Here is a 25,336-nt window from a genome sequence, read left to right on the forward strand (position 1 = left end):
ACCTCTCCATGGCACTGCTCAAGCGAGTGGCCGAAGGCGACCGCCCGACCCTGGCCTTCACCCTCGACGGCCAGCCGGCCGAGGGCCTGCAGGGCGATACTCTGCTCACCGCCATCCTGACCCAGAGCGATCACCTGCGTGGCAGCGACTTCGGCGGCGAACCCCGCGCCGGTTTCTGCCTGATGGGCGCCTGCCAGGACTGCTGGGTGCGCCTGGCCGACGGCCGCCGGGTGCGCGCCTGCGCCACCTTTCTCGAAGCGGGCCAGGCGATCAGTCGCGACCCGGGGCGGCCGCTATGAGCGCCGTCGTGGTGGTGGGCGCCGGGCCGGCGGGCATTCGTGCGGCCCAGACCCTGGTCGCCCATGGCCTCGAGCCGGTGCTGCTGGATGAAAGCGCCCGCGGCGGCGGCCAGATCTATCGCCAGCAACCGGACAATTTCCAGCGTCCGCCAAAGGCGCTGTACGGCTTCGAAGCCGGCAAGGCCCAGGCACTGCACGGTGCTTTGACCGAGGTGCAGACGGCGCTGGACTATCGGCCTGACACCCTGGTGTGGAATGCCGAGCAAAGCGCCCTGGATACCCTGAGCCAAGGCCGCTACGTCGACCGCCTGACCTTCGACCAGGTCATCGTCGCCACCGGTGCCACCGACCGCATCCTGCCCGTGCCGGGTTGGACGCTGCCGGGCGTCTACAGCCTCGGCGCGGCCCAGGTGGCGCTCAAGTTCCAGGGCTGCGCCATCGGCAGCCGTCCGGTACTGGCCGGGACGGGCCCGCTGCTCTATCTGGTGGCCTATCAATACGCCAAGGCCGGGGCCAAGCCACTGGCGGTACTGGACAGCGCGCCCTTCCGCGACCAGGCCGCGGCCACCCCGGCCCTGCTCGGCCAGCCGGCCATCTTTGCCAAGGGCCTCTATTACCGCAGCTGGCTGGCGCTGCATGGCGTACCCGTGCACCAGGGCGCCGAGCTCCTCGCCGTCGAAGGTGAACGCCGGGTGGCTGCCGTGCGCTGGCGCGCTGCCGATGGTGAGGCGCATCGACTGGAGTGCGACGCCCTGGGCTTCGGCCAGACGCTGCGCAGCGAGACGCAACTGGCCGACCTGCTGGGGTGCGACTTCGCCTGGAGTGGCCTCAATCGCGCCTGGTTGCCCGTGCGGGACAACGGCGGTCGCAGCAGCCAGGCCGGGGTCTACCTGGCCGGCGATGGCGCCGGTATCCAGGGCGCCGATGCCGCCGAACTGGCGGGCGAACTGGCGGCCCTGAGTCTGCTGGACGATCGGGGCGTGCCGGTGGACAGGGCGCGCATCCAGGTCCTGCAAGGACGGCTGGCGCGCTTCGAGGTGTTTCGCCAGGGCCTGGAGCGAGCCTTCCCCTTCCCCGCGGACTGGGCGGCCAAGGCGCCGGACGAACTCATGGTCTGTCGCTGCGAACAGGTCAGCGCGGGCGAGATCCGCGCCGCCGTGGGCCAGGGCCATTGGGAGATCAACAGGGTCAAGGCCACCTGCCGGGTCGGCATGGGCCGCTGCCAGGGGCGCATCTGCGGCGCCGCGGCGGCCGAGCTGATCGCCTGCGCCAGTGGTCGCCCGCCGGACCAGATCGGCCGGCTGCGCGCCCAGGCGCCGATCAAGCCGCTGCCCTTCGGCGTGGAGCTGGCGCCATGAGCCGGCTGGACGTGGATGTCCTGATCATCGGTGGCGGCATCGTCGGCAGCAGCGCGGCGCTGTTCCTGGCGCAGGGCGGCCAGCGCGTCGCCCTGCTGGAACGCAACTTCTGCGGCGCCCAGGCCAGTGGCGTCAACTACGGCGGGGTGCGCCGCCAGGGCCGCCCGCTGGTGCAGTTGCCACTGTCCAGTCGCGCTCATCAGCTCTGGGGCGGTCTGCAAGACCTGCTGGGTACCGATGGCGAATACCTCAGATCCGGCCACCTCAAACTGGCCCGCAGCGACACCGACTTCGCCTCCCTGCAGGCCTATGCCCAGGCCAGCCAGGGCTTCGACCTCGATCTGCAACTGCTCGACCGGGGCGAATTGCGCCGGCGCTTTCCCTGGGTCGGCGACATCGCCGTGGGCGCCTCCTTCTGCCCGGAGGACGGCCACGCCAATCCACGGCTGGTCTCCCCGGCCTTCGCCCAGGCGGCTGCCCGGGCGGGCGCCCGAATCCTCGAGCGGACCGCCGTGACCGCCGTCGAGCACGACGGCCAGCGCTTCCAGCTCCGCACCGACAGCGGCCTGACCTTGAGCGCGCCCTGGCTGCTGAATTGCGCGGGCGCCTGGGCCGCGGAGCTGGCCGCCCGCTTCGGCGAGCCGGTACCCCTTACCGCGGCCCATCCGGCCATGCTGGTGACCGAACCGCTGCCCCCGTTCATGACCGCCAGCACCGGCGTGGAAGGCGGTGGCATCTATGCTCGCCAGGTGGCGCGCGGCAATTGCGTGCTGGGCGGCGGGCGCGGTTTCGCCCTCGACGCCGACCGCGCCCGCCCCGGCCAGCTGGCCATCCTCGACATCCTGAGAAACGCCGCCGAACTCTATCCGGCCCTGACCGGTGCCCAGGCGATCCGCACCTGGAGCGGCGTCGAGGGCTATCTGCCGGACCACCAGCCGGTGCTCGGCCCTAGTCTCACCACTCCCGGCCTGCTGCACGGCTTCGGCTTTGCCGGCGCGGGCTTCCAGATCGGGCCGGCGGCTGGCGAAGCCCTGGCCGAGTGCATCCTGCAGGGCGCGCCCCGGCACAGCCTGCAGGCCTTTTCCATCGCCCGTTTCCCTTCCCAGCCCAGGAGTTCCCAATCATGCGCCTGACCCCTGCCCTGCTCGTGGCCCTCGCCGGCCTGCCCCTGGCCGCCGTGGCCGAACCGACGCTCTATCTCGGCATGAATGGCGGCACCATGGAGCGCCTCTATGCCGACAGCGTGCTGCCCGCCTTCGAGAAGGCGCACAACGTCAAGGTGGTGATCGTGCCCGGTACTTCGGCGGACATCCTCGCCAAGGTCCAGGCCAGTCCGCAGAAGCCGCCGATCCACGTGATGTTCCTCGACGACGGCATCATGTACCGCGCCATCGGCATGAACCTGTGCAGCCCGCTCAAGCCCAGCGCGAGCCTGGCGCAGATTCCCGACAAGGCCAAGATCAAGGACCAGGCCGCCGCCGTCAGCCTGGGCGTGACCGGCCTGGCCTACAACAGCCGGCTGTTCAAGGACAAGGGCTGGGCGGCGCCGACCTCCTGGGCGGACCTCGCCGACCCCAAGTACAAGGGCAAGGTGGTGTTCCAGTCGCTGTCCTCGTCGACCTTCGGCCTGCACGGCTTTTTGATGTTCAACCGCCTCAAGGGCGGCACCGAGCAGGACGTCGACCCCGGCTTCAAGGCCTGGCCCACCACCGTCGGCCCCAATGTGCTGGAGTACATCCCCAGCTCGGCCAAGCTCTCGGAGATGGTGCAGACCGACGAGGCGGCGCTGTTCCCGCTGACGCCCACCCAGGTCACCGCGCTCAAGCTCAAGGGCATCCCGGTGGAATACGCGCCGCCCAAGGAAGGCGCCGTGGTCCTCAACGTCGCCGAATGCGTGACCGCCAACAACGACCAGCCGGAGCTGGCCCAGCAACTGGCTGAGTACCTGCTGACCCCGGAGGCCCAGGCCCCGGCGCTGGAACTGGGCGACCAGATCCCGTCCAATCCCAACACCCCCACCACCGACAAGACCCGCGGCCAGGTGGACGCCATGCAGAACTACCTGAAGACCGCCGTGACCATCGACTGGGACGAGGTCAACAAGGTACGGCCGCAGTGGAATGCGCGCTGGAATCGGCAGGTGGAGCGCTAGTCGGCCGGATAGCGCAAACGCACCGCTAGAGGTCGACCCTGGACAACTCCGGTCCGGGGCGACCCCTCACCCTTGGCGGCTTCCATCACCAGGAGAGCCGCCATGGCCAACCCGCCCATCACCGTTCTGCGCGACACCCAACCTATGCCCGTGGTCGATGCCTGCAAATGGGAGCGCATCGAAGGCGAGCCCCATACCGTCAACCTCAATGCCTACACCTCCGATGACGGCAGCAAGATCATGGGCACCTGGATCTGCACCCCCGGCAAGTGGCGCGTCGACTACGTGAAGTGGGAGTACTGCCACTTCCAGGAGGGCTACTGCATCATCACCCCCGATGGCCAGGAACCCATCCACCTCAAGGCCGGCGACATCTTCGTCGTGGAGCCCGGCATGAAGGGCACCTGGGAAGTGGTCGAGACGGTGCGTAAGTATTTCGTGTTTGCCTGATCAGGCCAGGACAGGCCCCGGCGCCAAGGCCGGGGCCTGCGGTCAGCGACCGTCGAAACCGCGGAAGAACCGCTCGGCATTGTCGCTCAGGGTTTTCAGGTCGTATCCCCCTTCCTGCACGATCACCGTGGGCAGCCCCAGGGCCTTGATCCTTTCGCCCAGCACGCCGAACCCTGCCTGACTCACCGCCACCTTGGACTGCGGATCGTTTTCGTAGATGTCGAAGCCGAGGGATAGCACCAGCACGTCCGGCGCCCATTCACGCAGCGCCGTCTCGGCCTCTTCCAGCCGGGCGAAGAAGTCCGCTTCGGAGGCGCCGTGGGGCATCGGCAGATTGAGGTTGCAGCCCTCGCCCCGCCCGCTGCCGCGTTCGTCGGCGAAGCCCGCCACCACCGGATAGAAATTGGTCGGATCACCGTGAATCGACAGGTAATAGACGTCGTCGCGGTCGTAGAAGATTTCCTGGATACCCTGGCCGTGGTGCATGTCGGTATCGAGGATGGCGACCCGGGCGAAGCGCGCGCGCAACTCCTGGGCGGCGATGGCGGCGCCGTTCAGGTAGCAGAAACCGCCGGCCGCCTCGGCCCGGGCATGATGCCCCGGTGGGCGACAGAGCGCATAGGCGGCTGGCGCGCCGTCCCGCACGCAGCGCGCCGCGGCGACCGCGCTCTGCGCGGAGCCATAGACGGCGGCCCAGGTCTGGGCGCCGATCGGGCAACTGCCGTCCGCCAGGTAGCGGGCGGTCTGGCCAAGGATGCCACGCAGCGGGTTGTTCTCGCGGACATAGATGTTCGACATCACCTCGTCACCCCAGTCCTCGGGCACCTGGTGCCAGTCGCGATAGGCATTCTCCAGGTAGGTCACATAGGCCTCGCCGTGCACGGCATGCAGCGGTGCGCGGCCGTGATCCGCCGGCTGTTCGAGGGGATAGCCCAGCCGCTCCACCGCGGCCAGCAAGGCGTCGAGGCGGGCCGGCACCTCCTGGGGGGTGCGCATCTGGCCACGGGACAGGTAGCTGCGCGGATGATGCAGGCGCTGATCGGGATGGAAAAAGGTCTTCATGTCATCTCTCCTGATGGCCCGCGCGGGCCAGCACGGCATTGAACAGGACGTCGGCGCCGCGGCGGACGTCATCGAAACTGGCCGACTCGGCCTCGTTGTGGCTCAGGCCGCCGGCACAGGGGATGAAGATCATCGCCGTGGGGCAGTGCCTGGCCAGGTGGATGGCGTCGTGACCGGCGCCGCTGATGATGTCGCGGTGGGGATAGTCCAGCGCCTGGACCGCGTCGCGTACGGCGGCGACGCAGTCGGCGGCGAAGGGGGTAGCAGGGCTCAGCCAGTGCCGCTGGACGTCCAGCGACAATCCGCGCTCCGCGGCCACGGCGGCCAGGCATTCGCGTGCGGCGGTTTCCAGCGCTGCCAGGGTCGGGTCCCGGGGGTGACGCAGGTCCAGGGTGAAGTGCACCTCGCCGGCGATGGTGTTGCGCGAGGAGCGCGCCACGTCCAGTTGCCCCACGGTGACCAGTCCGTCGCCGAAGCGAGAAGCGAGATCCTCCAGCGCAGCCAGCATCCGACCGACGCCGAACAGGGCATCCCGGCGCCTAGCCATGGGGGTGGTGCCGGCGTGGGCCGCGGTGCCCCGGACGCACACGTCGAGCCAGCAGATCGCCTGGCCCCCGGTGACCACGCCCACGGCCAGGCCTTCGTCTTCGAGAACCGGGCCCTGCTCGATATGGGCCTCGAAATAGCTATCGAAGGACCGCCCCAACGGCTGGTCGCCGGCATAGCCGGTGCGTTCCAGACTCGTGGCCACGGAGATGCCGTCACGGTCGCAGGTCGCCAGGGCGGCGGCGAGGGGCAACTGCCCGGTGAAGACCGCGGAACCCAGCATGGCCGGCGTGAAGCGGGCACCCTCCTCGTTGGTCCAGACGGCGATTTCCAGGGGTCGGTCGGTCTGGATGTCCGCGTCGTTCAGGCTGCGCATCACCTCGAGCCCGGCCAACACCCCATAGACGCCATCGAAGCGCCCGCCCTTGGGTTGGGTGTCCAGATGGCTGCCCATGACCACTGGCGCGGCCTGCTCATCAACACCCGGACGACGAGCGAACAGGTTGCCGACAGGGTCCACCGTCAGGCTGAGGCCGGCGGCCACGCACCACTGGCTGAACAACGCCCGACCCTGGCGATCTTCTTCGGTCAGGGCCAGGCGACTGCTGCCTCCGGCCTCGCCCGGACCGACCTCGGCCATGGCGGCCAGACTCTGCCAGAGGCGCTCGCCATCAACTTTATACATGCTGGATTCCTTGTGCTCAGGCGGGAGAAACATGGGCGGTGGCCTCCCGACGGCGCGCCAGGGCCGCCACGCACAGCAGCGACAGGCCGGCCAGCAGGGAGTAGAAGACCGCCAGCGGCCACCACTCGCCCGTGAAGCGATGGGCCAGCAGGGTGCCGACCATGGGTGTCAGGCCACCGGCAATGGCGCCACAGACCTGGTAGGCCATGGAGATGGCGGTGTAGCGCACCCGGGTAGCGAAGACGCCACTGACAAAGCCGGCGATCACCGCATAGAAGGACGCCATGCAGGCGGCCGCCAGGGCGATTCCCAGCACGATCAGCGGCGCCGAGCCGGTCTTGACCAGGACGAACATCGGATAGGGCGAGGCCATGGCCAGGGCCGAGATCAACAGCAGGAAACGTGCGCTGCCCAGGCGCTCGGCGAGCAGTGCGGCCAGCGGCTGGACCAGGAACTGGATGAGGGCGACGAACAGCAGGCAATCAAGGATCAGCGAGCGCGACAACTCCAGCACCTGGGTGGTGTAGCTGAGCATGAAGGTATTGGTGAAATAGACCCCGGCGATGCCCAGGGTATTGGCACCGATGCACAGCAGCAGCGGACGCCAGGCGGTACGCAGCACTTCGGCCGCCGGCGCCTTGGCCGTTTCCTGGCGCTCCTTCATCTCGGCGAACTCGGGGGACTCGTCCACGCCCAGGCGGATGGCCAGGCCGACCACCAGGAGCAGCGCGCTGGCCAGGAACGGCAGGCGCCAGCCCCAGTCGAGCAGGTCCTCTTCCGGCAGGCTGGTGACGCTACGAAAGGCAATGATCGACAGGATCAGGCCGGCCGGGCTACCCCACTGGGCGAAGGAAGCGAAAAAGGTACGTCGACCGGCGGGTGCATGCTCGCCGGCCATCAGCACGGCGCCGCCCCATTCGCCACCCACGGCGATGCCCTGCACCACCCGCAGCAGGATCAGCAGGATCGGCGCCCAGACGCCGGCCTGGCTGTAGGTGGGTAGCACGCCGATGAGTACGGTGACCACGCCCATCATCAGCAGAGTGACGATCAGGGATTTCTTGCGGCCGATGCGGTCGCCGATATGGCCGAAGACCAGACCACCCAATGGCCGGGCGAAGAACCCCACGGCGAAGGTACCGAAGGCAGCCAGGGTGCTCAGCAAGCGGTCATCGGAGGGAAAGAACAGCTGGCCGAAGACCAGTGCGGCGGCCGTGGCGAAGATGTAGTAGTCGTACCACTCGATGGTGGTGCCCACGAAAGCAGCGGCGGCGGCGCGCCTGGGTTGGCGGCGAGATGAGGTGGACGGCATGCAGGGTGCTCCTATCGACTGCCGGAAAGAGGGGCGGCGCGGCGGATTAAAAGGCCGGACGCACGGAGAGCGATGGGCAGGCGCAATCAGGGAGACATGGACGCAGCACTCCTGGAGGTATCGTTCTTGTTGGGCAGGAGAGGAAGAAGAATGCAGGAGCGTTCTGGGGCGCCTTGACGTCGTTATCCCTTGGCAGGCTAAGATTAGTCAATTTTCTAATTCTTATACTTATTTATAAGCATGACTAATAATCAAAATGAACCGCTCTCCCCCGCGCCCTTGCACGACGGCCGGCGGTTTCTCAACGATCGGCTGGACTGGAATCTTCTGCGCACCTATCTGGTGATCGTCCAGGAAGGCAGCGTGAGTCGTGCGGCCGCGCGGCTGCACCTGACTCAGCCGGCAGTGAGCCAGGCCCTCAAGCGGCTGGAGGAACAACTCGATCGGGCGCTGATCATTCGCCGGGGGCCGCGCTTCGCCCTCACCGAGGCCGGCGAAGAGGTGGCCCGCATCGCCAGCGATCTCTATGGCAACGTCTCCCGCCTCGGCGCTGCGCTGGAGCGCTCAACGGAAACCGTGGTGGGCAAGGTGCGGATGCTCACCATCAGCCGCATCCAGTCGCGCTGCTACGACGACTTCCTCGCCGACTTCCACCGCCGCTTTCCACGGGTGGAACTGGAGATCGACGTGATGCGCAGCTCGGACATCATTAGCTCCCTGCTGCAGAAGACCGCGACCCTGGGCCTCGCCCTCTGCCGTATTCCTCAGCCAAAACTGGAGCAACGGGTGCTGTTGCAGCAGCGCTATGCCTTTTTCTGCGGACGTCGCCATCCCTTGTTCGGGCGCAGTGACCTGTCGCTGGCCGATCTGCAGGGCGAGAACTTCGTCAGTTTCACCAGCGACCAGATTGGCGGCAGCCTCTCGCCGCTCACCATCTTTCGCGACCAGCAGGGCTTCACCGGACGGATCGTCGCTTCCTCACCCAGCCTGGAAGAAATCCGCCGCCTGGTCGGCGCCGGTTACGGCATCGGCTGTCTGCCACAGCATGTAGTGGCCGATGACGTGGCCGCCGGCGAACTCTGGCGACTGCCGCCGGGCGAAGGCGTGGCCGATGTCGACGTGCACCTGCTCTGGCACCGCGAGCAGCGCATGACCCAGGCGGAAACGGCGCTGCTGGACGGCTTCCAGCACCTCCTGGCGACTACCGAGGTGGCCGGACGGCTCTAGGGCACATTCACTCGGTCAGCGGGAAGGGTCTTGCTATGCTGGTCCGTTGGATACCCCTGCCCAGGAGCGCCCATGGATCCCTACCCTCGCCCAGGTACCTGGCGCGAGCGCCTGTACGTCATCATCTTCCACACCTACACCCCGGCCGGAAGACTCTTCGACACCCTGCTGCTGGCGATCATCATGGCCAGCCTGGGTGTGGTGATGCTGGACAGCATCCAGGCCATCCACCTGCGCTACGGCAGTTGGCTCTATGGACTGGAATGGATCTTCACCGGCCTCTTCGCGATCGAATACCTGCTGCGGGTGATCTGCGCGCCCCGGCCGCGCCAGTACGTCACCAGTTTCTACGGCTTCATCGATTTGCTGGCCGTGCTGCCGGCCTTCATCGCCCTGCTGATGCCCGACGCCCAGTATTTCCTGGTCATCCGGGTGCTGCGGATGATGCGGGTGTTCCGCGTACTCAAGCTGACGCCCTACCTGAGCCAGGCGGATTTCCTGATGGTGGCGCTGAGCAGCAGCCGGCAGAAGATCACCGTCTTCCTGCTGGCCATCTGCACCCTGGTGACCATGTTCGGCACCTTCATGTACGTCATCGAAGGACCGGCCAATGGTTTCACCAGCATCCCGCGCAGCATCTACTGGGCAGTGGTGACCCTGACCACCGTGGGTTTCGGCGACATGGTGCCCAAGACGGCGCTGGGCCAGACCCTGGCGGGGATGATCATGATCACCGGTTATTCGATCATCGCCGTGCCCACCGGCATCTTTACCGCGGAGCTGGCCAACGCCATGCGCAGCGCCACGCTGCAGCGCGACTGTCCACGCTGCCAGAAGCCTACCCACGAACCCGATTCCTCCTTTTGCAACCGCTGCGGCAATCCGCTGTTCCCTCCTACGGAGAAGAGCCAGCCGGAGGAGTCGGCCCACTAGCCCAGACGCTGCGTCTCAGGGCGTGGCAGTGCTCGCATAGCAGGCCCAGGCCGGGCGCGTGGCCAGGCGTTCGAGATAGGCCTCGATCGCCGGCGCCGCGATGCGCTCCATTGGGGTGCTGCGCCATCGGTGCAGCGACAGGCCCAGGGCGATGTCGGCCAGGCTGAAGTGTTCGCCGGCCACGTAGGGGCCATGCTGCGCCAGGTGCGCGTCCAGAATGGCGATGCACCCGTTCCAGGCGGCGATGCCTTGCGCCAGGCGTTGCGGATCGGGTTCCGGTGGCTGCTGCTTCACCAGCGCCAGATAGGCATAGCTCCAGGCCGGATTGAGTTCGCAGGCCTGCCAGTCGAGCCACTGATCGACCCGCGCTCGGGCGCGCGGTGCGGTGGGATACAGCGCCTCGCCGCCATGGGCGTTGGCCAGGTAGCGCAGGATGCTGTTGGACTCCCAGAGCACGAAGTCGCCGTCCAGCAGGACCGGGATCTGGCCATTGGGATTCCACTGCAAATACTCGGCGGATTGCGCTGAGCGAAAGCCGGCGCCCCAATCCTCGCGCTCATAGCCCAGGCCCAGTTCATCGAGGCACCAGAGCGCCTTGCGTACGTTGATCGAAGAGACGCGACCAAGAATCTTCAGCATGCCGAGTCGACCTCCCGGGATGGATGGCTGAGATAGGGCTCGATATTGCCGAGCGCGCGCTGCACATAGTCCTCCTTCTCGCCCACCGGTGCCACGTAATGCAGCACCTCGGCCGCCGCGTCGCGGCCCAGCAGCCTCGCGATGGCCCAGGCCGCCAGGTAGCTGGAAGCCAGGCAGCCGCCAGCGGTGGCCAGGTTGCCGCGGGCGAAGAAGGGCTGATTCAGCACCTCGATGCCGGCTTCCTGCACCCAGGGCTTGGTGGTGAGATCGGTGCAGCCGGGTACGCCGTCGAGCAGGCCGAGGCGCGCCAGCAGCAGCGTCCCGGAGCACTGGGCACCGATCAGCTGGCGCCCGGGATCGAGCACCGCCAGCTGTTCCAGCAGCGCGGCGTCTCGCGCCAGTTCCCGGGTACGGCTGCCACTGCCCACCAGCACGGCGGTGCAGTCCGTCAGCTCGTCGAAGCCGGCCTGACGCTCCAGGCGAACGCCGTTCATGGAGGTCACGCAGGGAGTCGGCGCCATCAGCGAGACCCGCCAGTCCGGACGCCTGATGCGATTGAGGAGGCCCAGGGCGATCAGGGAGTCCAGTTCGTTGAAGCCGTCGAAGGTGAGGATGGCGAGGTGCATGGGGCTACCAGGGCGCGGGGTGAAGCAAGAGTCTCGGCCTCACGGGCGGGCGTCGGCCAGATACAGTGTTGCGCCAGGCTGGCCATACAGTCAGACCAGTCATCGGCAAACCGCTCTACGGCGGGCAATAGCACCCCTTTCCTACTTGGAGGCACTAGCACTTAGCCATTACAGTGACGCACCCTGGCCGAGCCATCGGCCGATTTGCCATCGTCCAGCGGCCCTATCCCCTTCCGAGATGTCGATGGACGACGATATTCGCTATGAACAGCATGTCCGCCGGGTGCTGCGCACGCCCCTGCTGGTGTTGCAGCCCCTGATGCTGGCGATGTGGCCGCTGAGTCTGTGGAGCAATCCGCTGATCGGCAGTCCTTACAAGACGCGCTATTTCGCGGTGATGCTGCTGTTGCTGGGGATCAGCGCCCTGCTCGGCGTGGCGCGCAGCGCGCGCATGATGAGTCTGACCTTCACTGGCAACATCTGGGCGCTCGTCTTCGCCTTCCGCATCCAGATCCAGGATGGTGGCGCCCTGGGTCACTACTGGAATCTCCCCATCGCCGTCGCCGTCGTGCTGGGCACCTGCGGCCTGACCTATCGCCTCTCCCACTACCTGATCACCCTCGCCGGCGCCGCCTTCATCCTCTTCGCCGGTCAGGCCCAGCTGATACCCGCCGCCATGCCGGTGCAGCTGGTCGGGTTGCTGGTCAGTGCCACCCTGGCCATCGGCATCGCCTACAACCATGCCAACAGCCAGTGGATGCGGCGGACCTTCATTCTCAAGGAGCGCTATCGGATTCTCGCGGAGACCGATGAACTCACCGGAATCGCCAACCGCCGCAAGCTCCTCGAGCAGGTCGACGCGGCACGCGGCGAGAGCGGGCAGGCGCCCAGGCATTTCGTCATGCTCGATATCGACAACTTCAAGGAGATCAACGACCGCCACGGCCACCAGGTCGGTGACCAGGTGCTGTTCGCCACGGCGCGGCAACTCGATCAGCTCGATCCGCGGTTGCAAGGCGGCCGGCTGGGCGGCGAGGAATTCGGCCTGCTGATCCGCGACCTCGACGAGGCGCGGGTCAGTCAGCTGCTGGAAACCCTGCGCAGGCGCTTGGCTGAAGCCGAGCCCCTGGGTATCCGCTTCAGTGCCGGGGCGCTACGGCTCGCGCCGGAGCTGTCGCTGAACGAATTGCTGCGCCAGGCGGACGAAGGGCTCTATCGGGCCAAGCGCCAGGGCAAGGACCAGACCGTCTGGATCCGTTGAGGGTCGCTACTCCAGCTTTTCCACCTTCACCGCGGTGGTGCCGTCGTCGACCATGTCCACCCGCCGGGCAGCGGCGCGCGAAAGATCGATGATACGGCCGCGGATATAGGGGCCGCGGTCGTTGATGCGCACCACCACGGCACGATCGTTTTCCAGGTTGGTCACCTTGACCCGGGTGCCAAGCGGCAGGGTCTTGTGGGCGGCGACCAGCTCGTTGTTGTTGAAGGTCTCGCCGCTGGCGGTTTCCTTGCCATGGAATTTGCGCGCATAGAAGGAGGCCTTGCCGCGTTGCTCGAAGCTGGCTTCCTTCTTGATCGGCGCGGCGACGGTCTTGGCATCCTTTTCCTGGCAGGCGCTGCAGGCGAGCAACAGGAGCAATACAAGAAATCTGGGACGGCTGAACACGTTTCACCTTCCTCTTCTTCTTCGTTTTGGGAAAGCAACGCACTGGGGAGTGGATTCAGCTATCTCTGAACCGCTCCGCTACCCAAGGGTTCGCGAAGTATGGCCATAGGCCGCCATATCTGTGACGGACCCCTCAAGACCCGCCTAGGACGTCGGCAGCACGTAGCGGAGGATGGCGACGAAGTGCAGCGCGCTGCCGGCCATGACGAAGCCATGCCAGATGCCATGCCAGTGGCGGAAGCGATCGTCGAAGACGAAGAACAGGATGCCCACGGTATAGAGCACGCCGCCGGCCGCCAGCCAGGCGAAGCCTTCACCGCCCAGGCGGTCCAGCAGCGGTCCCACTGCCACCAGCACGATCCAGCCCATGACGGCGTAGATCACCAGCGACAGGATGCGCGCCTCCGAACGGGGCTTGAGCTCCTGCGCCATGCCGATCAGCGCCAGGCCCCAGACGATGCCGAACAACGTCCAGCCCCAGGGCCCGCGCAGGGTTACCAGGCAGAACGGCGTGTAGCTGCCGGCGATCAGCAGATAGATCGACAGGTGATCGAGCTTTTGCAGCAGGCGTTTCGCGCGGCCCTTCACGCTGTGGTAGAGGGTCGAGACGCTGTAGAGGATCACCAGCGCGACCCCGTAGATGGCCACGCTGACGATGCGCCAGGGATCGCCCTGCAGGCTGGCCAGCACCACCAGGGTGATGGCGCCGGCCAGGGCCAGCAGGGCACCGACCAGATGGGTCCAGGCATTGAGACGTTCGCCGTGATACATGCGTCCTCCGGTATAGGTCGCAAACGGGCTCAGGGTCTCGCCGAGCCCTCGCGACGGGCAGTGAGGCGCTCGTAGCGGTCGAGCAGCGGCTGGATGGAAATCCCGTGGACCGCGATGCTCAAGGCCACCACCGACAGGGTCAGGTCGACGATGGTCCCGGCCCAGTCGGCCGTGACGTGATGCGTGAGCGCGTAGCACAGATAATACAGGCTACCGATGCCACGGATGCCGAACCAGCCGATCAGCGCACCCTGGTGGCGATCGATGCGGGTGAAGGGCAGCATGGTAGCCACGCCCAGCGGGCGGATCACCACGAACAGCAAGGCGCCCAGCAGCAGCGCGCGGCTGTCCCAGTGGGTGATCAGCACCACCCCGAGCAGGGTCACCAGGAGTACCTCGAAGGAGCGCTCCACCAGGCTGCCGAAGGCGAGCATGTCGCCCATCATCACCCCGGCCGCCATCCGCGGCTCCTCGATGTCCTCGGCGTTGGCCACGGTGGCGCGCTCCGGCGCCCCGGTGAGATGACCGATCACCGGCTGCGCCAGGTGCTCGGAGGGTACTTCGGCATGGCCGGAGGTCTGTACCTCGGCCTGGCGCAGGCCCAGGCCGGCGGCGAACACCGCGAGAAAGCCGAAGGCGCCGATCTCGTCGGCCAGCACATAGGACAGGGCGATCAGCGCCAGGGCGAGAAAGTCATTGGGCGAGATGGTGCTGTCGCCATGCCGGGTGCGCAGAAAGATCATCAGCCGCCCGACCCCCTTGCCCATGACATAGCCCAGCAGCAGGCCCGCCGGCACGCCCCAGACCACGTTCTTGAGGAACCACTCCAGGGTCCAGCCCCACTGCAATTCGCCGTGCTGCAGGAGCAGCAGGCCGAGCAGCACGAAGGGAAAGGCGGTGCCGTCGTTGAGGCCCGCCTCGCCGGAGAGACCGAAGCGTACCCGGTCGAAATCCTGGGCGTGGTTGACCTGCACCAGCCCGGCCAGCACCGGATCGGTGGGCGCGAGGATGGCGCCGATCAGCAGGGCCACGCCCCAGGGCAGGCCGAGCAGATAGTGGGCCACCAGGCAGACCCCGGCGATGCTGAGGATCATCACCGGCCCGGCCAGCAGGTAGGCGCCGTGCCAGGAGGAGCGATGAAAGGACAGGCGCAGCTTGAGGCCGCTGACGAACAGCGAAAAGAGCACCGCCACCTCGGTGAGGTGACCGATCCAGGTCGCTGACTGCTGGAAATTGACCTCGGCGAGTCCGAGGCCAATGGGACTGATCAGCATGCCGAAGGCCAGACAGACCACCGAGGTGGTGACCGGCAGCCAGCGCAGATAGGCGGACGTCAGGGCCAGGATCATCAACAGCGATCCCAATACCCCGACCCAGACGAGAAATGTCATGTGGGTAGCGTGATCCAGAACAGAAGAAGGAGAGCGGGTAGCGAATGCCACCCTTGTGATGGAGACTGCGCAAACGCAGCCACGGTGCCCCCTATCTGCCGAATGGTGCGCGCAGCCGTGACCCCGTGCCCATGGCCGGGGTCCCATGCCCTATAGTCCTCAAGGAAAGTCTCTCCTCGCATGAGCGATCACCGCCTCCGCAAGCAACGCCGCCTCGAACGCCTGCAGCGCTTCCTCGACTGGGCCGGCCGCACCTATCCCGACTTCGTCGCCCGGCAACAGCACCAGGAACTCTGGTTCAAGCCCTATTCGGGCTATCCCCTGCCGCACCTGGGGCGGATCGCCAAGGCCTTCTGGCTGGGTCTGGACGAAGCCGCCGCAGTGGCTACGGGCAGCGCGCCCGATCCCGACAGCCTGCTGGGCCAGGCGCTGCTCGGTGCCGGCAAGACCTTCGGCTATGCGGTGGATGTCTTCGGCAGTGAAAAGCTCTTTACCGGCGGCGCGGCAAGCGAATTGCTCGAACCCCACTGGGCGCTCAATCTGGCTGACAGCGCTTGCGCCGAAGCCTTCGCCGCCGCGGTCAGCGAGCGCCTAGGTGATGCCGTGCGCGAGCGTCTGGGCCTCCTGGCGGCGCCCTTCGCCGAGATGGCCGACGAGGATCGCCAGCGGGTACTGGAGCGGGTGCCCCAGGCGCTGATCCGTCTGGACGACTTCCTGCCGCGGGCGGTGGAGGTGCTCAACGAGACGCGCCACGAACTGAGATTCAACGTGGTCCTGACCCACGAGGACATTCGCCTGGAGATCCCCCGGCGGCTGGCGGCCAACCAGGGCCGCCTGCTCGGCGCTGCCGATGTCGCCGCGCTCAGGGCCGAAGCCGAGGCGGACCTGCGCGAGCGTTTCGCCGTGCTGGTGGGCGAAGCCGATGCCCTGGACTTCGACCTGCACCAGCTGGGCACGCCGCGTCTGCAGGAGCTGATGCGCCTGGAAGCCGACAAGCTGCGCCGGGCCCTGCGCCACGCCGTGACCCAGCAGCGCGAGAAGATGGCCTTCGCCGTGCTGCTGGAAAACAACCCGCGCTTCGGCCAGTACCACCAGAACTATCCGGCCCGGCGGCTGACCCGCACCTGGACTGCCCTGCTTGGCCCCACCAACAGCGGCAAGACCCACAGATCCATCGAGGCCATGGCGGCGGTGACCCATGCCATCTACCTCTCGCCGCTGCGGCTGATGGCCCTGGAAAACCAGGAGCGCCTGGAATCCCTGGGCGTACCCTGCTCGCTGGTCACCGGCGAGGAGGAGATCATCCGTCCGGGCGCCACCCACTTCTGCTGCACCGTCGAGGAATTCGCCCGCTTCCGCCGCCAGCAGTGGGAGGTGGTGGTGGTCGACGAGGTGCAGATGCTGGCCGATCCGCAGCGCGGCTGGGCCTGGGTCGATGCCCTGGTCAGCGCCCACACCAAACGCCTGCTGATGACCGGTCCGGCGCTGATCGAGCCCTCGCTGCGCACCCTCAGCGCCCTGTGCGAGGACCGTCTGGAGATCAAGCCTACCAAGCGCCTGTCACCGGTCACGGTGGCGCGCCACGCCACCACCCTGGAACGCCTGGAACCGGGTTCGCTGCTGGTGGCCTTCAGCCGGCGGGTGGTGCTGGAACTCAAGGGCCTGCTGGAGATGGCCGGCCGCCGGGTCTCGGTGGTCTACGGCGCCCTCTCGCCGGAGGTGCGCCGGGAGCAGGCGCGCCGCTTCCGCGAAGGCGAGACCGAGATCATGGTCGCCACCGATGCGGTGGGCATGGGCCTCAACCTGCCGGCCCACACCCTGTGCTTCTACACCGACGAGAAATTCGACGGGGTGGAGAACCGTCCACTGCGGGTGCAGGAGGTCAAGCAGATCGGCGGTCGCGCCGGGCGTTTCGGTCACCATGCCGAGGGCGAGATCACCGCGCTGGAGCCCCATGTACTGCGCAACATCAAGCGGCTGTTCCACAGTCCGGACGATCCGGTGGACCTGCACCAGTTCCAGGTGCGGCCGAGCCTGGAGCACCTGCGCGCGCTGTCCGAGTTCATGGAGGAGCCCAGCCTGCTGCGCACCTGGCTGACCTTCAATCGCAACATCAACTATGGCGACGCCTTCGTCTCGGTACTGCCCGACGAGCTGGCCGAGTGGATCAAGCTGATCGACCTGCCCGGCATCGATTTCCAGTTGCGCTGGATCTTCGCCTGCACGCCGATCCGCGGCGGCCTGGAAGGCCCGGCCAGCGGCCAGGCTCAGCGCTGGCTGCGCAGCGTCGCTCGCGGCGAGCCGGTGGACCTGCCGCGCATCCCCATGGGCACCGATCTCGCCGGGCTGGAAAGCGCCCTGCACGTGGTGGAGACCTATCTGCACCTGGCGCGTAGCCTGCCCGAGCTGTTTCCGGCCCTGGAACGCGGCCAGGATCATCGCGACCTGCTCAACGACGCCATCACCCGGGAGTTGTCGCGCCGGCGGCGGCCACGTGGCCAGGAGAAGGGCCAGGGCAAAGGCAAGGGCGAGCGCCGCCAGGGACGGGGCGAACGCCGTGGCGGACGCTTCGGCCGCTAATTTCGTAGGTTGGCGCTGAGCGCAGCGAAGCCCAACAACGTGGCCACTCATGGCCGCGATCCCCCTCTCTCCAGCCCCTTCCCCCAGGGAGAGGGCGCGGTTAGGCCGCGGAGGTGGATAACGGCGCGGCCTTCCACCGTTTTGCAGTGGGCTTGCCAGTGGAAAACACTGCGCGGTTTTCCACGCTACCGGCCGGCCGATCCTACAGAGACGTAGCCACCGGCATCCGCGCCTTGAAGCTCCAGGTGAAGCAGAATTCGGCGACCTGGTCGCCGCTTTCGTCGGTGCCGACGCTGCGCAGACTCAGGGTCTGGGGCTCGCCCGTCGCGCGCGCCTGCACCAGCGCCGCGGCGATGGCCGCGCCCTGGTCGCAGCGAAACACGAGGGTGCCCACGGCCTTCTTGCTGAAGGTCGCGCTCATGGCCACCACCAGCATGGCGTAGCGGCTGCCGGAACGGCGGATGTGCCGGTCGGCGAGGATGCCGGTGGAGAATTCCGCCGCCATGCCCTCCACCGCCCAGAACATGCTCCTGAAGGGATTCTGGTTCAGCCAGCCATGGGTGACCTGCATCTGGCAGCCGGCATCGTCCAGGTGCCGCAGGCGCAGCCCGGCGATCTTGGCGATGGGCACCTTGGTCCAGACGAAGAGATTGAACAGCAGTCGATTCATGGCGAGCGCATCCGGCAGCCTGGCCGAGGCGCCAGGAGCCCGCAGCTTAGCGCTTCGTCCCGGGCCGCTCCACGACTAGCGGGCGCGGCCCGGTAGACAGTTCGCGACTCACTGGTCGTGCGGTCCGAGGCGCCTCGAAACAGCCGAGGCGCCCTGGCACATCACAGCGGATTGGCGTTGAGCTGCTCGGTGTAGCGCCGCGTCATGAAGATCGCGAACAGCAGGCCGGCCACCGCCAGGCTGCCGCCCACCAGGCCGATGTAGGGCATGCCGACATGGGTCCCCACCACGCTGCCCAGCAGGGCGCCGCCACCGATGCCGACGTTGTAGATGCCGGAGAACAGCGCCATGGCGACGTCGGTGGCGTCCTTGGCCAGCGCCAGCACCTTGGATTGCAGCGCCAGGCCGAAACTCATGATGGCGATGCCCCAGACCACGCTCAGCCCTTCCAGCATGAAGCTCTTCCAGGCGAAGGGCAGCAGCAACAGCAGCGACAGGGCGATGCCGGCGATGGCCGCGACCAGGAAGCCATTGGGGAATCTCAGGCTGTAGCGGCTGAACAGCAGCGAACCTATGACGCCGGAGCCGCCGAACAGCAGCAGCAAGGCGGTGATCTGCATCCCGCCCATGCCCGCTACTTCCACCGCGAAGGGCTCGATGTAGCTGTAGCCGGTGAAGTGGGCGGTCACCACCAGGGTGGTGAGCAGGTAGATGCACAGCAGCGCCGGGCGCTTGAACAGCACCGGCAGGCTGGCCAGGGAACCGGAGTTCTCGCTGGGCAGCAGCGGCAGGTTGCGCGCCAGCCAGAGCACCGTGCCCACCGCCAGCGCCGCGATGGCGACGAAGGTGTAGCGCCAGCCCAGCAATTCGCCCAGTACCCGGCCCAGCGGGATACCCAGCACCATGGCCAGACAGGTGCCGGTGGCCAGCAGGCCGAGGGCCTGGGTCTGCTTGCCGGCCGGAGCGATGCGCACCGCCAGCGAGGCGGTGATCGACCAGAACACCGCATGGGCAAAGGCGATGCCGATGCGGCTGGCCACCAGCACCTCGAAGCTCCAGGCCACCCCGGAGAGGCCGTGGCAGGCGATGAAGACGACGAAGACGAACATCAGCAGGCGCCGCCGCTCGATGGAGCGGGTGGCGAGCATCATCGGCAGCGACATCAGGGCGACCACCCAGGCATAGATGGTCAGCATCAACCCGACCTGCGAGGGACGCATGTCGAAACTGCGACCGATGTCGCTGAGCAGCGCCACCGGGACGAATTCCGTGGTGTTGAAGATGAAGGCGGCCAGGGCCAGGGCGATGACACCGGACCAGCTGGGTTTCCGGGCTTCGGCGGTAGCATCCATGGGGGGGCTTCTACTCCAGAGCGAAAGGGTGGACAGCGAATTCCAGACGGAAAGTCGACGACGAAAACCCACGAGCAAAGGCTTGGCCCGCCTGCGACGCCTGTTCGCGAGCGAGAAGTCTGCTGTAGGTAGGGATTGGAATTGGATGTGGTAAAAATTCTACGCTGTCGATTCGGACCCCCACAACCACCTGCAGTTGCGCCCGGCTGCCACCATCACCCGCTCAGAGTGCCCAACTGCCTGATCGGCGGCGCTTTTTCGCCCAGTAACCGGCCTGGCAGCTGCCCGTCGCTGCGACAAAACATCGCGAAACCTTTTGCCTGGGTCAGGCTGTTGGCGAAAGGCAGCTGGTCATTGACCTTGCCCCAGGGGCAAGCTCTAGCCTCGGCGTCGTCAGCCCAGTCAGGAGCTCTGAACATGCGTATTGCCCTTACCTCCACCCTGCTCGCCCTCACCTTGCTGGCGGGCGGCGTCGCCCAGGCCGCCGAGGCCCAGCACCCGGCCCACCAAGACATGCAGAAGAGCATGGAGACCATGCATCAGGGCATGGAAGAAGGCCTCAAGGCCAAGGACCCGGACCTGGCCTTCGCCAAGGGCATGCTGGCCCACCACGAGGGCGCCGTCGACATGGCTCGCTACCAACTCCAGCACGGCAAGGACCCGGAGATGCGCACATTGGCCGAGGACATCATCCAGGCCCAGCAGAAGGAAATCGACCAGCTCAACCGCTGGATCAAGGCCCACGCCAAGTGATGGTGCACCGCGTCCGGGACTGGCACAGTGAGATACCAGTCCCGACGCGGAGACCGCCATGCTGATCGACCATCTGGATCATCTGGTCCTGACCACCACGGACCTCGCCGCCTGCGAGGATTTCTACACCCGGGTGCTGGGTATGCGCCTGGAAACGTTCGGCGCGGGGCGCAAGGCGCTGCGCTATGGCAACCAGAAGATCAATCTGCACGAGCGAGGGCACGAATTCGAACCCAAGGCCCACCTGCCGGTGCCGGGTGCCCTCGACCTCTGCTTTATCGCCCGTGAGCCGCTGGACCGGGTGATCGCCCATCTGCAGCGCGAGGGCTGGCCGATCATCGAGGGTCCGGTGGCGCGCACCGGCGCCACCGGACCGATTCGCTCGGTCTATGTGCGCGATCCCGACCTCAACCTGATCGAGATCGCCGAGTACCCGGGCTAGCGTGGCCGGCCAAACACCTGGGTCCAGTAGAGGCTGTGGGTGCTGCGCGGATTCAGGGCATAGGCCGCGCCCATCTCGGTGAATTCCGGATTCATCAGGTTGGCGCAGTGGCCCGGACTCGCCAGCCAGCCCTGCATGGCCTGGGTGACCGAACCGGCGCCGGCGGCGATGTTCTCGCCGATGCGGGTCCAGCCGTAACCCTGCCTGGCCGCCCGCTCGGCCACGGTGCCGCCGCCGGGTGCGGTATGGGAGAAGTAGTCGCGCCCGGCCATGTCCTGGCTGTGGGCCAGGGCGGCATTGGCCAGCGCCGGATTCCAGCGCAGCGGCGTGGTGGCGGCGAAGCGGCGGGTGCCGCAGGTGCGCGCCTGGGCCCGGGCGCGATTGACCTCGGCCAGCACCGCCTTGCCGGCGGTCTGCCAGTCGCCCAGGCCGGCGCTCACTACCGGCCGCGCCAGCACCAGTTGCCAGCGCGGCCCCTGCTGGCTCACCCCGATCTGCGCATAGTCGCTGCTGGCCAGCGGTCGGCAGTACTGCTGGCGCAGCCCGGCCATGGCCGCCTGGGCGGTCGGCGCGCCCGCCAGCATGATCACCTGCACCGCCGACGCCTGATAACCCGCGGCGCGCAGATCGCTCTGCAGCCGATCGCGACCGGTCAGGCGTACCGCCGCCAGGCGGCCGTCGGCGGCGAGGGGCGCCGCGGCGCGGGTGCCGGGGCAGCCCTGGGGCACGGCGCGATAGGCGTTGATCAGGCTGACCAGCCGCGCCTCCTCGGGCGTCGCGGCGAGGGCGGCCTGGGTCAGCAAGGTCGAGGTCAGCAGCAGGGACAAGGCGGAAAGACGAGGCATGCGCGAGCGGATCCGGAAAACAGGGAAGCGCTATGTACCCGCCCTGAACCGGGGGCGCAACCCAAACGGTTCGCCAACCGAGGAACGGATGGCAGTTTGCTTGCAGGGGTGATTGGGGTAGGCTCGCCCGCTCATTCAACAGGAGTCTCTCCCATGGCCAAAGCCTCTGCCCGCCACATCCTGGTTTCCAGCGAAGACAAGTGCAACGAACTCAAAGCCGCCATCGAAGGAGGCGCCGACTTCGCCCAGGTGGCCAAGGACAACTCCAGCTGCCCCTCCAGCCGTCAGGGCGGCGACCTGGGCACCTTCCGCCCGGGCCAGATGGTCAAGGAATTCGACACCGTGGTGTTCAGCGCGCCGCTGCACCAGGTCCAGGGTCCAGTAAAGACCCAGTTCGGCTATCACCTGGTGGAAGTCACCAGCCGCGAGGATTGATCGCGCCGGTGCTCCCGCTCACGGCGGGAGCACCCTCCCCTCCCTGCGCCCAACCGGCTATCCTGCAGACTTCCTGCCTCCCGAGGATAGCGCCATGTCCCTGCCCCTCGAACGTCACGGCCAGTGCCTGTGCGGCGCTGTTCAGCTGGATTGTCGTCTCGCTACCCTGGCCGTTTCGGCCTGCCATTGCCGGACCTGTCGCCGCTGGGGTGGTGGCCCGCTGCTGGCGGTGGAATGCGCCCAGCCGCCGGTGATCGGTGGCGGCGACGCCCTGGCCATCCATGCCTCGTCCGACTGGGCCGAGCGCGGCTTCTGTCGCCACTGCGGCACCCACCTGTTCTACCGCCTTAAGGCCGAGCCGCACTATGCCATCCCGGTCGGCCTGCTCGAGGGCGCGGACTGGTGGCTGGACAGCGAAATCTTCATGGAGGAAAAGCCGCCCTGGTACTGCTTCACGCACTCGCATCGCCAGTTGACCGGCGCCGAAGCCCTGGCCGAGCACGACAGCCGGGACTAGCTGCCCGGGTTCGACTCCCGGCGCCGGCCATGACCGCTGGTCGCCTGACCCTGGGCGCCTCCGGGCACGGCGCTTAGCGCGCCAAGGCTCGTGCCAGAGCCCCATTCCCCTCCCCACCCCCGAGCCACCCTGCCCGCGTGCCTGCGGCCTGGGCGCACACCCCTATCAAGCCGCCGCCAAACGCGCCGATGCCTGGGTGAGCTCCCTTTCCCAGCCTGCCAGACAAGAGGAACAATCATGGGGTTTCTGCAACGCTTCGGCGCGCGTGCCCGCCAGGGCGGTAGCGGCGTGTTCAGCCTGACCTGCTCCGCTCGCGAATTGAGCGACCGCCTCGGCGGCGTCGCCCTCAAGCCCACCTACATCGCCGGGTTCGTCTCGCCGCACCTGGACCTGGACGCCATCGCCCGGCAACTGGCCGGGCGCTTTCCCGACGCCTCCATCAGCCTGTGCACCACTTCCGGCGAACTCTGCGGCAGCGAGTCACGCCTGTATTGCACCGCCGACGGCGCCTGGGACCGGCTGGTGCTGCAATTCTTCGATGCCTCGGTCATCGCCTCGGCCGAGGTGGTGCACGTCCCGCTGGACAGCGAGGACATCCGCCGGGGCGGACCGCGCCGCAGCATGAAGGAACGCCTCGCCCGCCTGACCGAGTCGCTCAAGCGCCTGCAGGTGCGCACGCCCATCGATCACCGCGATACCCTGGCCTTCGTGCTGTTCGACGGCCTGTCCGCCTCGGAATCCTTCTTCATGGAGGCGCTGTACGAGTCCGGCCGCTTCCCCTGCCTGTTCGTCGGCGGCTCCGCCGGCGGCAAGGGCGACTTCCGCCAGACGCTGTTGCACGATGGCCGCAAGGCCTATGAAAACCATGCCCAGCTGGTTTTCCTGAAGATGGCCAGGAACACCCGCTTCGGGGTGTTCAAGAGCCAGAATTTCAGCGCCACGCCGCTCAGCCTCAGTGTCCTCACCGCCTCCCTGGAAGAGCGCTACATCAGCCAGGTGGTCGACAGCCGCGGCCAGATCAAGAGCATGGTGGCGGCCCTCTGCGAGGCCCTGAGCTGCCGCGCCGAACAGCTGGAGCAGCGCCTGGCGGATTATTCCTTCGCCATCCGCGTGGGCGAGGAGCTGTTCGTCCGCTCCATCGCCCGCATCGACTACGCGCGCGAGCGCATCCACCTGTTCTGCGACGTGGCGCCCGGCGAAGAGCTGGTGATGGTCAAGCGCACCTCGCTGGTGGACGCCACCCGCCAGGACTTCGCGCGCTTCCTGCAGGGCAAGAGCGGCACCCCGCTGGTGGGCGTGCTCAACGATTGCATCCTGCGCCGCGCCAACAACGGCACCGAGCTGCCGCGCATGGGCGAGGTGTTCGGCCAGACGCCGGTGGTGGGCTTTTCCACCTTTGGCGAGATCCTTGGCCTGAATCTCAACCAGACGCTCACCGCGGTGTTCTTTTTCCGCACCCCCGAAGGCGCGCCCTTCCGCGACGACTACGTCGACAACTTCGCCGCCCACTATGGCGAGTTCAAGGCCTTCTTCCTGCGTCGACAGATCAAGAAGCTGGCCGGCCTGAGCCAGGTGGTGGTCAACCAGATCAACGAATTCAAGCGGCAGAATTTCAACGGCGTGGTGGATGCCCAGGGCCTCGACGACTCCATCCAGGCGGTGTTCGGCGGCCTCGCCGATCTCGGCCAGGTGTTGCGCCAGGCCCACCAGAGTCGCCAGGAGATCGGCGAGCAGTTGCGGCACTACTCCGGCGAATTGCACAGCAGCATGGACGATCTGGCGGGCAACATCCTGCAGCAGGGCGAGGTCACCCGCCAGGCCGACAGCACCGTGCAGCACCTCACCGAACAGGCCGAGGACGTGGTGCGCAGTGCCAACGAACTGAGCCAGTCGAGTCTGCGCATCCAGTCCATCGTCCAGGTGATCCAGCAGATCGCCGGCCAGACCAACCTGCTGGCGCTCAACGCGGCCATCGAGGCGGCGCGCGCCGGCGAGAGCGGCCGCGGCTTCGCGGTGGTGGCCGACGAGGTGCGCAACCTGGCGGCCATCACCCACAAGAACGCCGCCGAGATCGGCGCCGACATCGACCAGCTGTCCCGCGCCATCAGCGAGGTCGGCGCCCATATCGCCGGCCAGGCCGAGGACGTGGGCTCGCTGCAGGAGCTGCTTGCCGTCCTGCGCGAATCCGGCCGGCTCACCGCCCAGACCTCCCACCGCACCAAGGACATCGCCGATACCCTCACCGGCCTTACCGCCGCCACGTCGTCCTAGGCCAGAGGGACTTACCGTTCGTCGGCACTGACCGGCAAGTCTCGCCCGTCGCCCGCGTAGCTGCCCCTCACCAGGGGCAGATACCGGTGGGCATCGGATCACCTTCCAAGTGACCGCAGGGTCACGGCCAGCGCCGTGGCTTGCGGGCCCTTTTTGCCCCTGTCGGCGACCCACGGGTCAGCAATAGACGCCCCAAACCTGCTCCCGGCCGCGTCTACGACTTTTGTAGTGACTATACGAAAGCACTACAAAACTCGATTGACGACAGCCTGATCTCCTGCAAATCTCTAGCTGCACCGGACGCGAACCCCCTATCCATGCGGGTCGCGCCTGGGCTCCGGGTGACCCTCGGGC

General features: G+C 67.3%; 25 protein-coding genes. 14 read left to right on the forward strand and 11 right to left on the reverse strand.

Translation table 11 applies throughout. The annotated features are described in order from the left end of the window. Positions 1–8: 8 nt before the first annotated feature. The 5 genes from QE393_RS12790 to QE393_RS12810 all read left to right on the forward strand — a co-directional run bounded on the left by QE393_RS12790 (position 9) and on the right by QE393_RS12810 (position 4,259). Positions 9–299: a (2Fe-2S)-binding protein gene (locus QE393_RS12790; RefSeq protein WP_310045634.1), complete on the forward strand. Its 291-nt coding sequence runs from the start codon at positions 9–11 to the stop codon at positions 297–299. Further along, positions 296–1,657 (forward strand): FAD/NAD(P)-binding oxidoreductase, encoded by a 1,362-nt coding sequence (locus QE393_RS12795; RefSeq protein WP_310043854.1) that lies wholly within the window; start codon positions 296–298, stop codon positions 1,655–1,657. Before QE393_RS12790 ends, QE393_RS12795 begins: the two co-directional genes overlap by 4 nt. Then, complete coding sequence (locus tag QE393_RS12800) at positions 1,654–2,790, forward strand: FAD-binding oxidoreductase (RefSeq protein WP_310043855.1); 1,137 nt, start codon at positions 1,654–1,656, stop codon at positions 2,788–2,790. The genes QE393_RS12795 and QE393_RS12800 overlap by 4 nt, the downstream gene beginning before the upstream one ends. After that, complete coding sequence (locus QE393_RS12805; RefSeq protein WP_187979971.1) at positions 2,781–3,809, forward strand: ABC transporter substrate-binding protein; 1,029 nt, start codon at positions 2,781–2,783, stop codon at positions 3,807–3,809. The genes QE393_RS12800 and QE393_RS12805 overlap by 10 nt, the downstream gene beginning before the upstream one ends. Positions 3,810–3,911: 102 nt before the next feature. Beyond that, a complete protein-coding gene (locus QE393_RS12810; protein ID WP_273807744.1) occupies positions 3,912–4,259 on the forward strand; it encodes a cupin domain-containing protein in 348 nt (115 codons plus the stop codon). A gap of 42 nt (positions 4,260–4,301) precedes the next feature. Here QE393_RS12810 and QE393_RS12815 read toward each other — a convergent pair whose 3' ends face one another. Genes QE393_RS12815 through QE393_RS12825 form a run of 3 tightly spaced genes read right to left on the reverse strand, consistent with a single transcriptional unit; the run spans position 4,302 to position 7,864 of the window. Further along, positions 4,302–5,321 carry a histone deacetylase family protein gene (locus QE393_RS12815; protein WP_310043856.1) on the reverse strand — a complete coding sequence of 340 codons (1,020 nt, stop codon included), beginning with the start codon at positions 5,319–5,321 and terminating at the stop codon, positions 4,302–4,304. Position 5,322: 1 nt separating this feature from the next. Further along, complete coding sequence (locus QE393_RS12820) at positions 5,323–6,552, reverse strand: Zn-dependent hydrolase (RefSeq protein ID WP_310043857.1); 1,230 nt, start codon at positions 6,550–6,552, stop codon at positions 5,323–5,325. A gap of 16 nt (positions 6,553–6,568) precedes the next feature. After that, on the reverse strand, positions 6,569–7,864 hold the full coding sequence (locus tag QE393_RS12825; protein WP_310043859.1) for an MFS transporter: 1,296 nt from the start codon (positions 7,862–7,864) through the stop codon (positions 6,569–6,571). 240 nt (positions 7,865–8,104) lie between these two features. Here QE393_RS12825 and QE393_RS12830 point away from each other — a divergent pair, with 240 nt between their 5' ends. Further along, positions 8,105–9,091: a LysR family transcriptional regulator gene (locus QE393_RS12830; protein ID WP_310043860.1), complete on the forward strand. Its 987-nt coding sequence runs from the start codon at positions 8,105–8,107 to the stop codon at positions 9,089–9,091. Between the two features lie 72 nt (positions 9,092–9,163). After that, the gene (locus QE393_RS12835; RefSeq protein WP_310043863.1) at positions 9,164–10,024 is read left to right on the forward strand and encodes an ion transporter; all 861 of its coding nucleotides are present in this window, start codon (positions 9,164–9,166) and stop codon (positions 10,022–10,024) included. Positions 10,025–10,039: 15 nt separating this feature from the next. On the opposite strand, the gene QE393_RS12840 is transcribed toward QE393_RS12835, so the two are convergent. Both QE393_RS12840 and QE393_RS12845 read right to left on the reverse strand, forming a co-directional pair. Continuing rightward, positions 10,040–10,663, reverse strand: a complete 624-nt coding sequence (locus QE393_RS12840; protein ID WP_310043865.1) for a glutathione S-transferase family protein — start codon at positions 10,661–10,663, stop codon at positions 10,040–10,042. Then, positions 10,657–11,289, reverse strand: coding sequence for a DJ-1/PfpI family protein (locus QE393_RS12845; RefSeq protein ID WP_310043867.1), 633 nt, complete (start codon positions 11,287–11,289; stop codon positions 10,657–10,659). The genes QE393_RS12840 and QE393_RS12845 overlap by 7 nt, the downstream gene beginning before the upstream one ends. Positions 11,290–11,533: 244 nt before the next feature. Between QE393_RS12845 and QE393_RS12850 the strand changes: the two genes are divergently transcribed. Then, positions 11,534–12,550, forward strand: a complete 1,017-nt coding sequence (locus tag QE393_RS12850; protein ID WP_310043869.1) for a GGDEF domain-containing protein — start codon at positions 11,534–11,536, stop codon at positions 12,548–12,550. A 6-nt stretch (positions 12,551–12,556) separates the two neighbouring features. Here the strand turns inward: QE393_RS12850 and QE393_RS12855 are convergent, their stop codons facing one another. From QE393_RS12855 to QE393_RS12865, 3 genes are all read right to left on the reverse strand, one after another. Beyond that, positions 12,557–12,955 (reverse strand): septal ring lytic transglycosylase RlpA family protein, encoded by a 399-nt coding sequence (locus QE393_RS12855; RefSeq protein ID WP_158892742.1) that lies wholly within the window; start codon positions 12,953–12,955, stop codon positions 12,557–12,559. A gap of 144 nt (positions 12,956–13,099) precedes the next feature. Further along, entirely contained in the window at positions 13,100–13,726 is a 627-nt protein-coding gene (locus QE393_RS12860; RefSeq protein WP_310043871.1) for a hemolysin III family protein, read from the reverse strand. 29 nt (positions 13,727–13,755) lie between these two features. Then, entirely contained in the window at positions 13,756–15,117 is a 1,362-nt protein-coding gene (locus tag QE393_RS12865) for a cation:proton antiporter (protein ID WP_310043872.1), read from the reverse strand. Positions 15,118–15,297: 180 nt separating this feature from the next. Here QE393_RS12865 and QE393_RS12870 point away from each other — a divergent pair, with 180 nt between their 5' ends. Further along, complete coding sequence (locus QE393_RS12870; RefSeq protein WP_310043874.1) at positions 15,298–17,697, forward strand: DEAD/DEAH box helicase; 2,400 nt, start codon at positions 15,298–15,300, stop codon at positions 17,695–17,697. A 202-nt stretch (positions 17,698–17,899) separates the two neighbouring features. On the opposite strand, the gene QE393_RS12875 is transcribed toward QE393_RS12870, so the two are convergent. After that, positions 17,900–18,367, reverse strand: a complete 468-nt coding sequence (locus QE393_RS12875) for a DUF4442 domain-containing protein (RefSeq protein WP_310043875.1) — start codon at positions 18,365–18,367, stop codon at positions 17,900–17,902. A gap of 161 nt (positions 18,368–18,528) precedes the next feature. Next, positions 18,529–19,719 carry a sugar transporter gene (locus tag QE393_RS12880; protein WP_273807758.1) on the reverse strand — a complete coding sequence of 397 codons (1,191 nt, stop codon included), beginning with the start codon at positions 19,717–19,719 and terminating at the stop codon, positions 18,529–18,531. A gap of 417 nt (positions 19,720–20,136) precedes the next feature. On the opposite strand from QE393_RS12880, the gene QE393_RS12885 reads away from it, so the two are divergent. After that, positions 20,137–20,472: a DUF305 domain-containing protein gene (locus QE393_RS12885; RefSeq protein ID WP_273807759.1), complete on the forward strand. Its 336-nt coding sequence runs from the start codon at positions 20,137–20,139 to the stop codon at positions 20,470–20,472. A gap of 61 nt (positions 20,473–20,533) precedes the next feature. After that, the gene (locus QE393_RS12890; protein WP_273808045.1) at positions 20,534–20,914 is read left to right on the forward strand and encodes a VOC family protein; all 381 of its coding nucleotides are present in this window, start codon (positions 20,534–20,536) and stop codon (positions 20,912–20,914) included. On the opposite strand, the gene QE393_RS12895 is transcribed toward QE393_RS12890, so the two are convergent. Further along, positions 20,911–21,759 (reverse strand): CAP domain-containing protein, encoded by an 849-nt coding sequence (locus QE393_RS12895; RefSeq protein WP_310043879.1) that lies wholly within the window; start codon positions 21,757–21,759, stop codon positions 20,911–20,913. The genes QE393_RS12890 and QE393_RS12895 overlap by 4 nt on opposite strands. 153 nt (positions 21,760–21,912) lie before the next feature. On the opposite strand from QE393_RS12895, the gene QE393_RS12900 reads away from it, so the two are divergent. From QE393_RS12900 to QE393_RS12910, 3 genes are all read left to right on the forward strand, one after another. Further along, positions 21,913–22,194: a peptidylprolyl isomerase gene (locus QE393_RS12900; protein ID WP_064307472.1), complete on the forward strand. Its 282-nt coding sequence runs from the start codon at positions 21,913–21,915 to the stop codon at positions 22,192–22,194. 94 nt (positions 22,195–22,288) lie between these two features. Next, positions 22,289–22,711: a GFA family protein gene (locus QE393_RS12905; protein ID WP_310043880.1), complete on the forward strand. Its 423-nt coding sequence runs from the start codon at positions 22,289–22,291 to the stop codon at positions 22,709–22,711. Positions 22,712–22,948: 237 nt separating this feature from the next. After that, positions 22,949–24,982 carry a methyl-accepting chemotaxis protein gene (locus QE393_RS12910; protein WP_310043882.1) on the forward strand — a complete coding sequence of 678 codons (2,034 nt, stop codon included), beginning with the start codon at positions 22,949–22,951 and terminating at the stop codon, positions 24,980–24,982. The last annotated feature ends 354 nt before the right edge of the window (positions 24,983–25,336 follow it).

It is taken from the genome of Pseudomonas sp. SORGH_AS_0211 (assembly GCF_031453455.1).
In the GTDB taxonomy this organism is placed as follows: Bacteria; Pseudomonadota; Gammaproteobacteria; order Pseudomonadales; family Pseudomonadaceae; genus Chryseomonas; species Chryseomonas aestiva.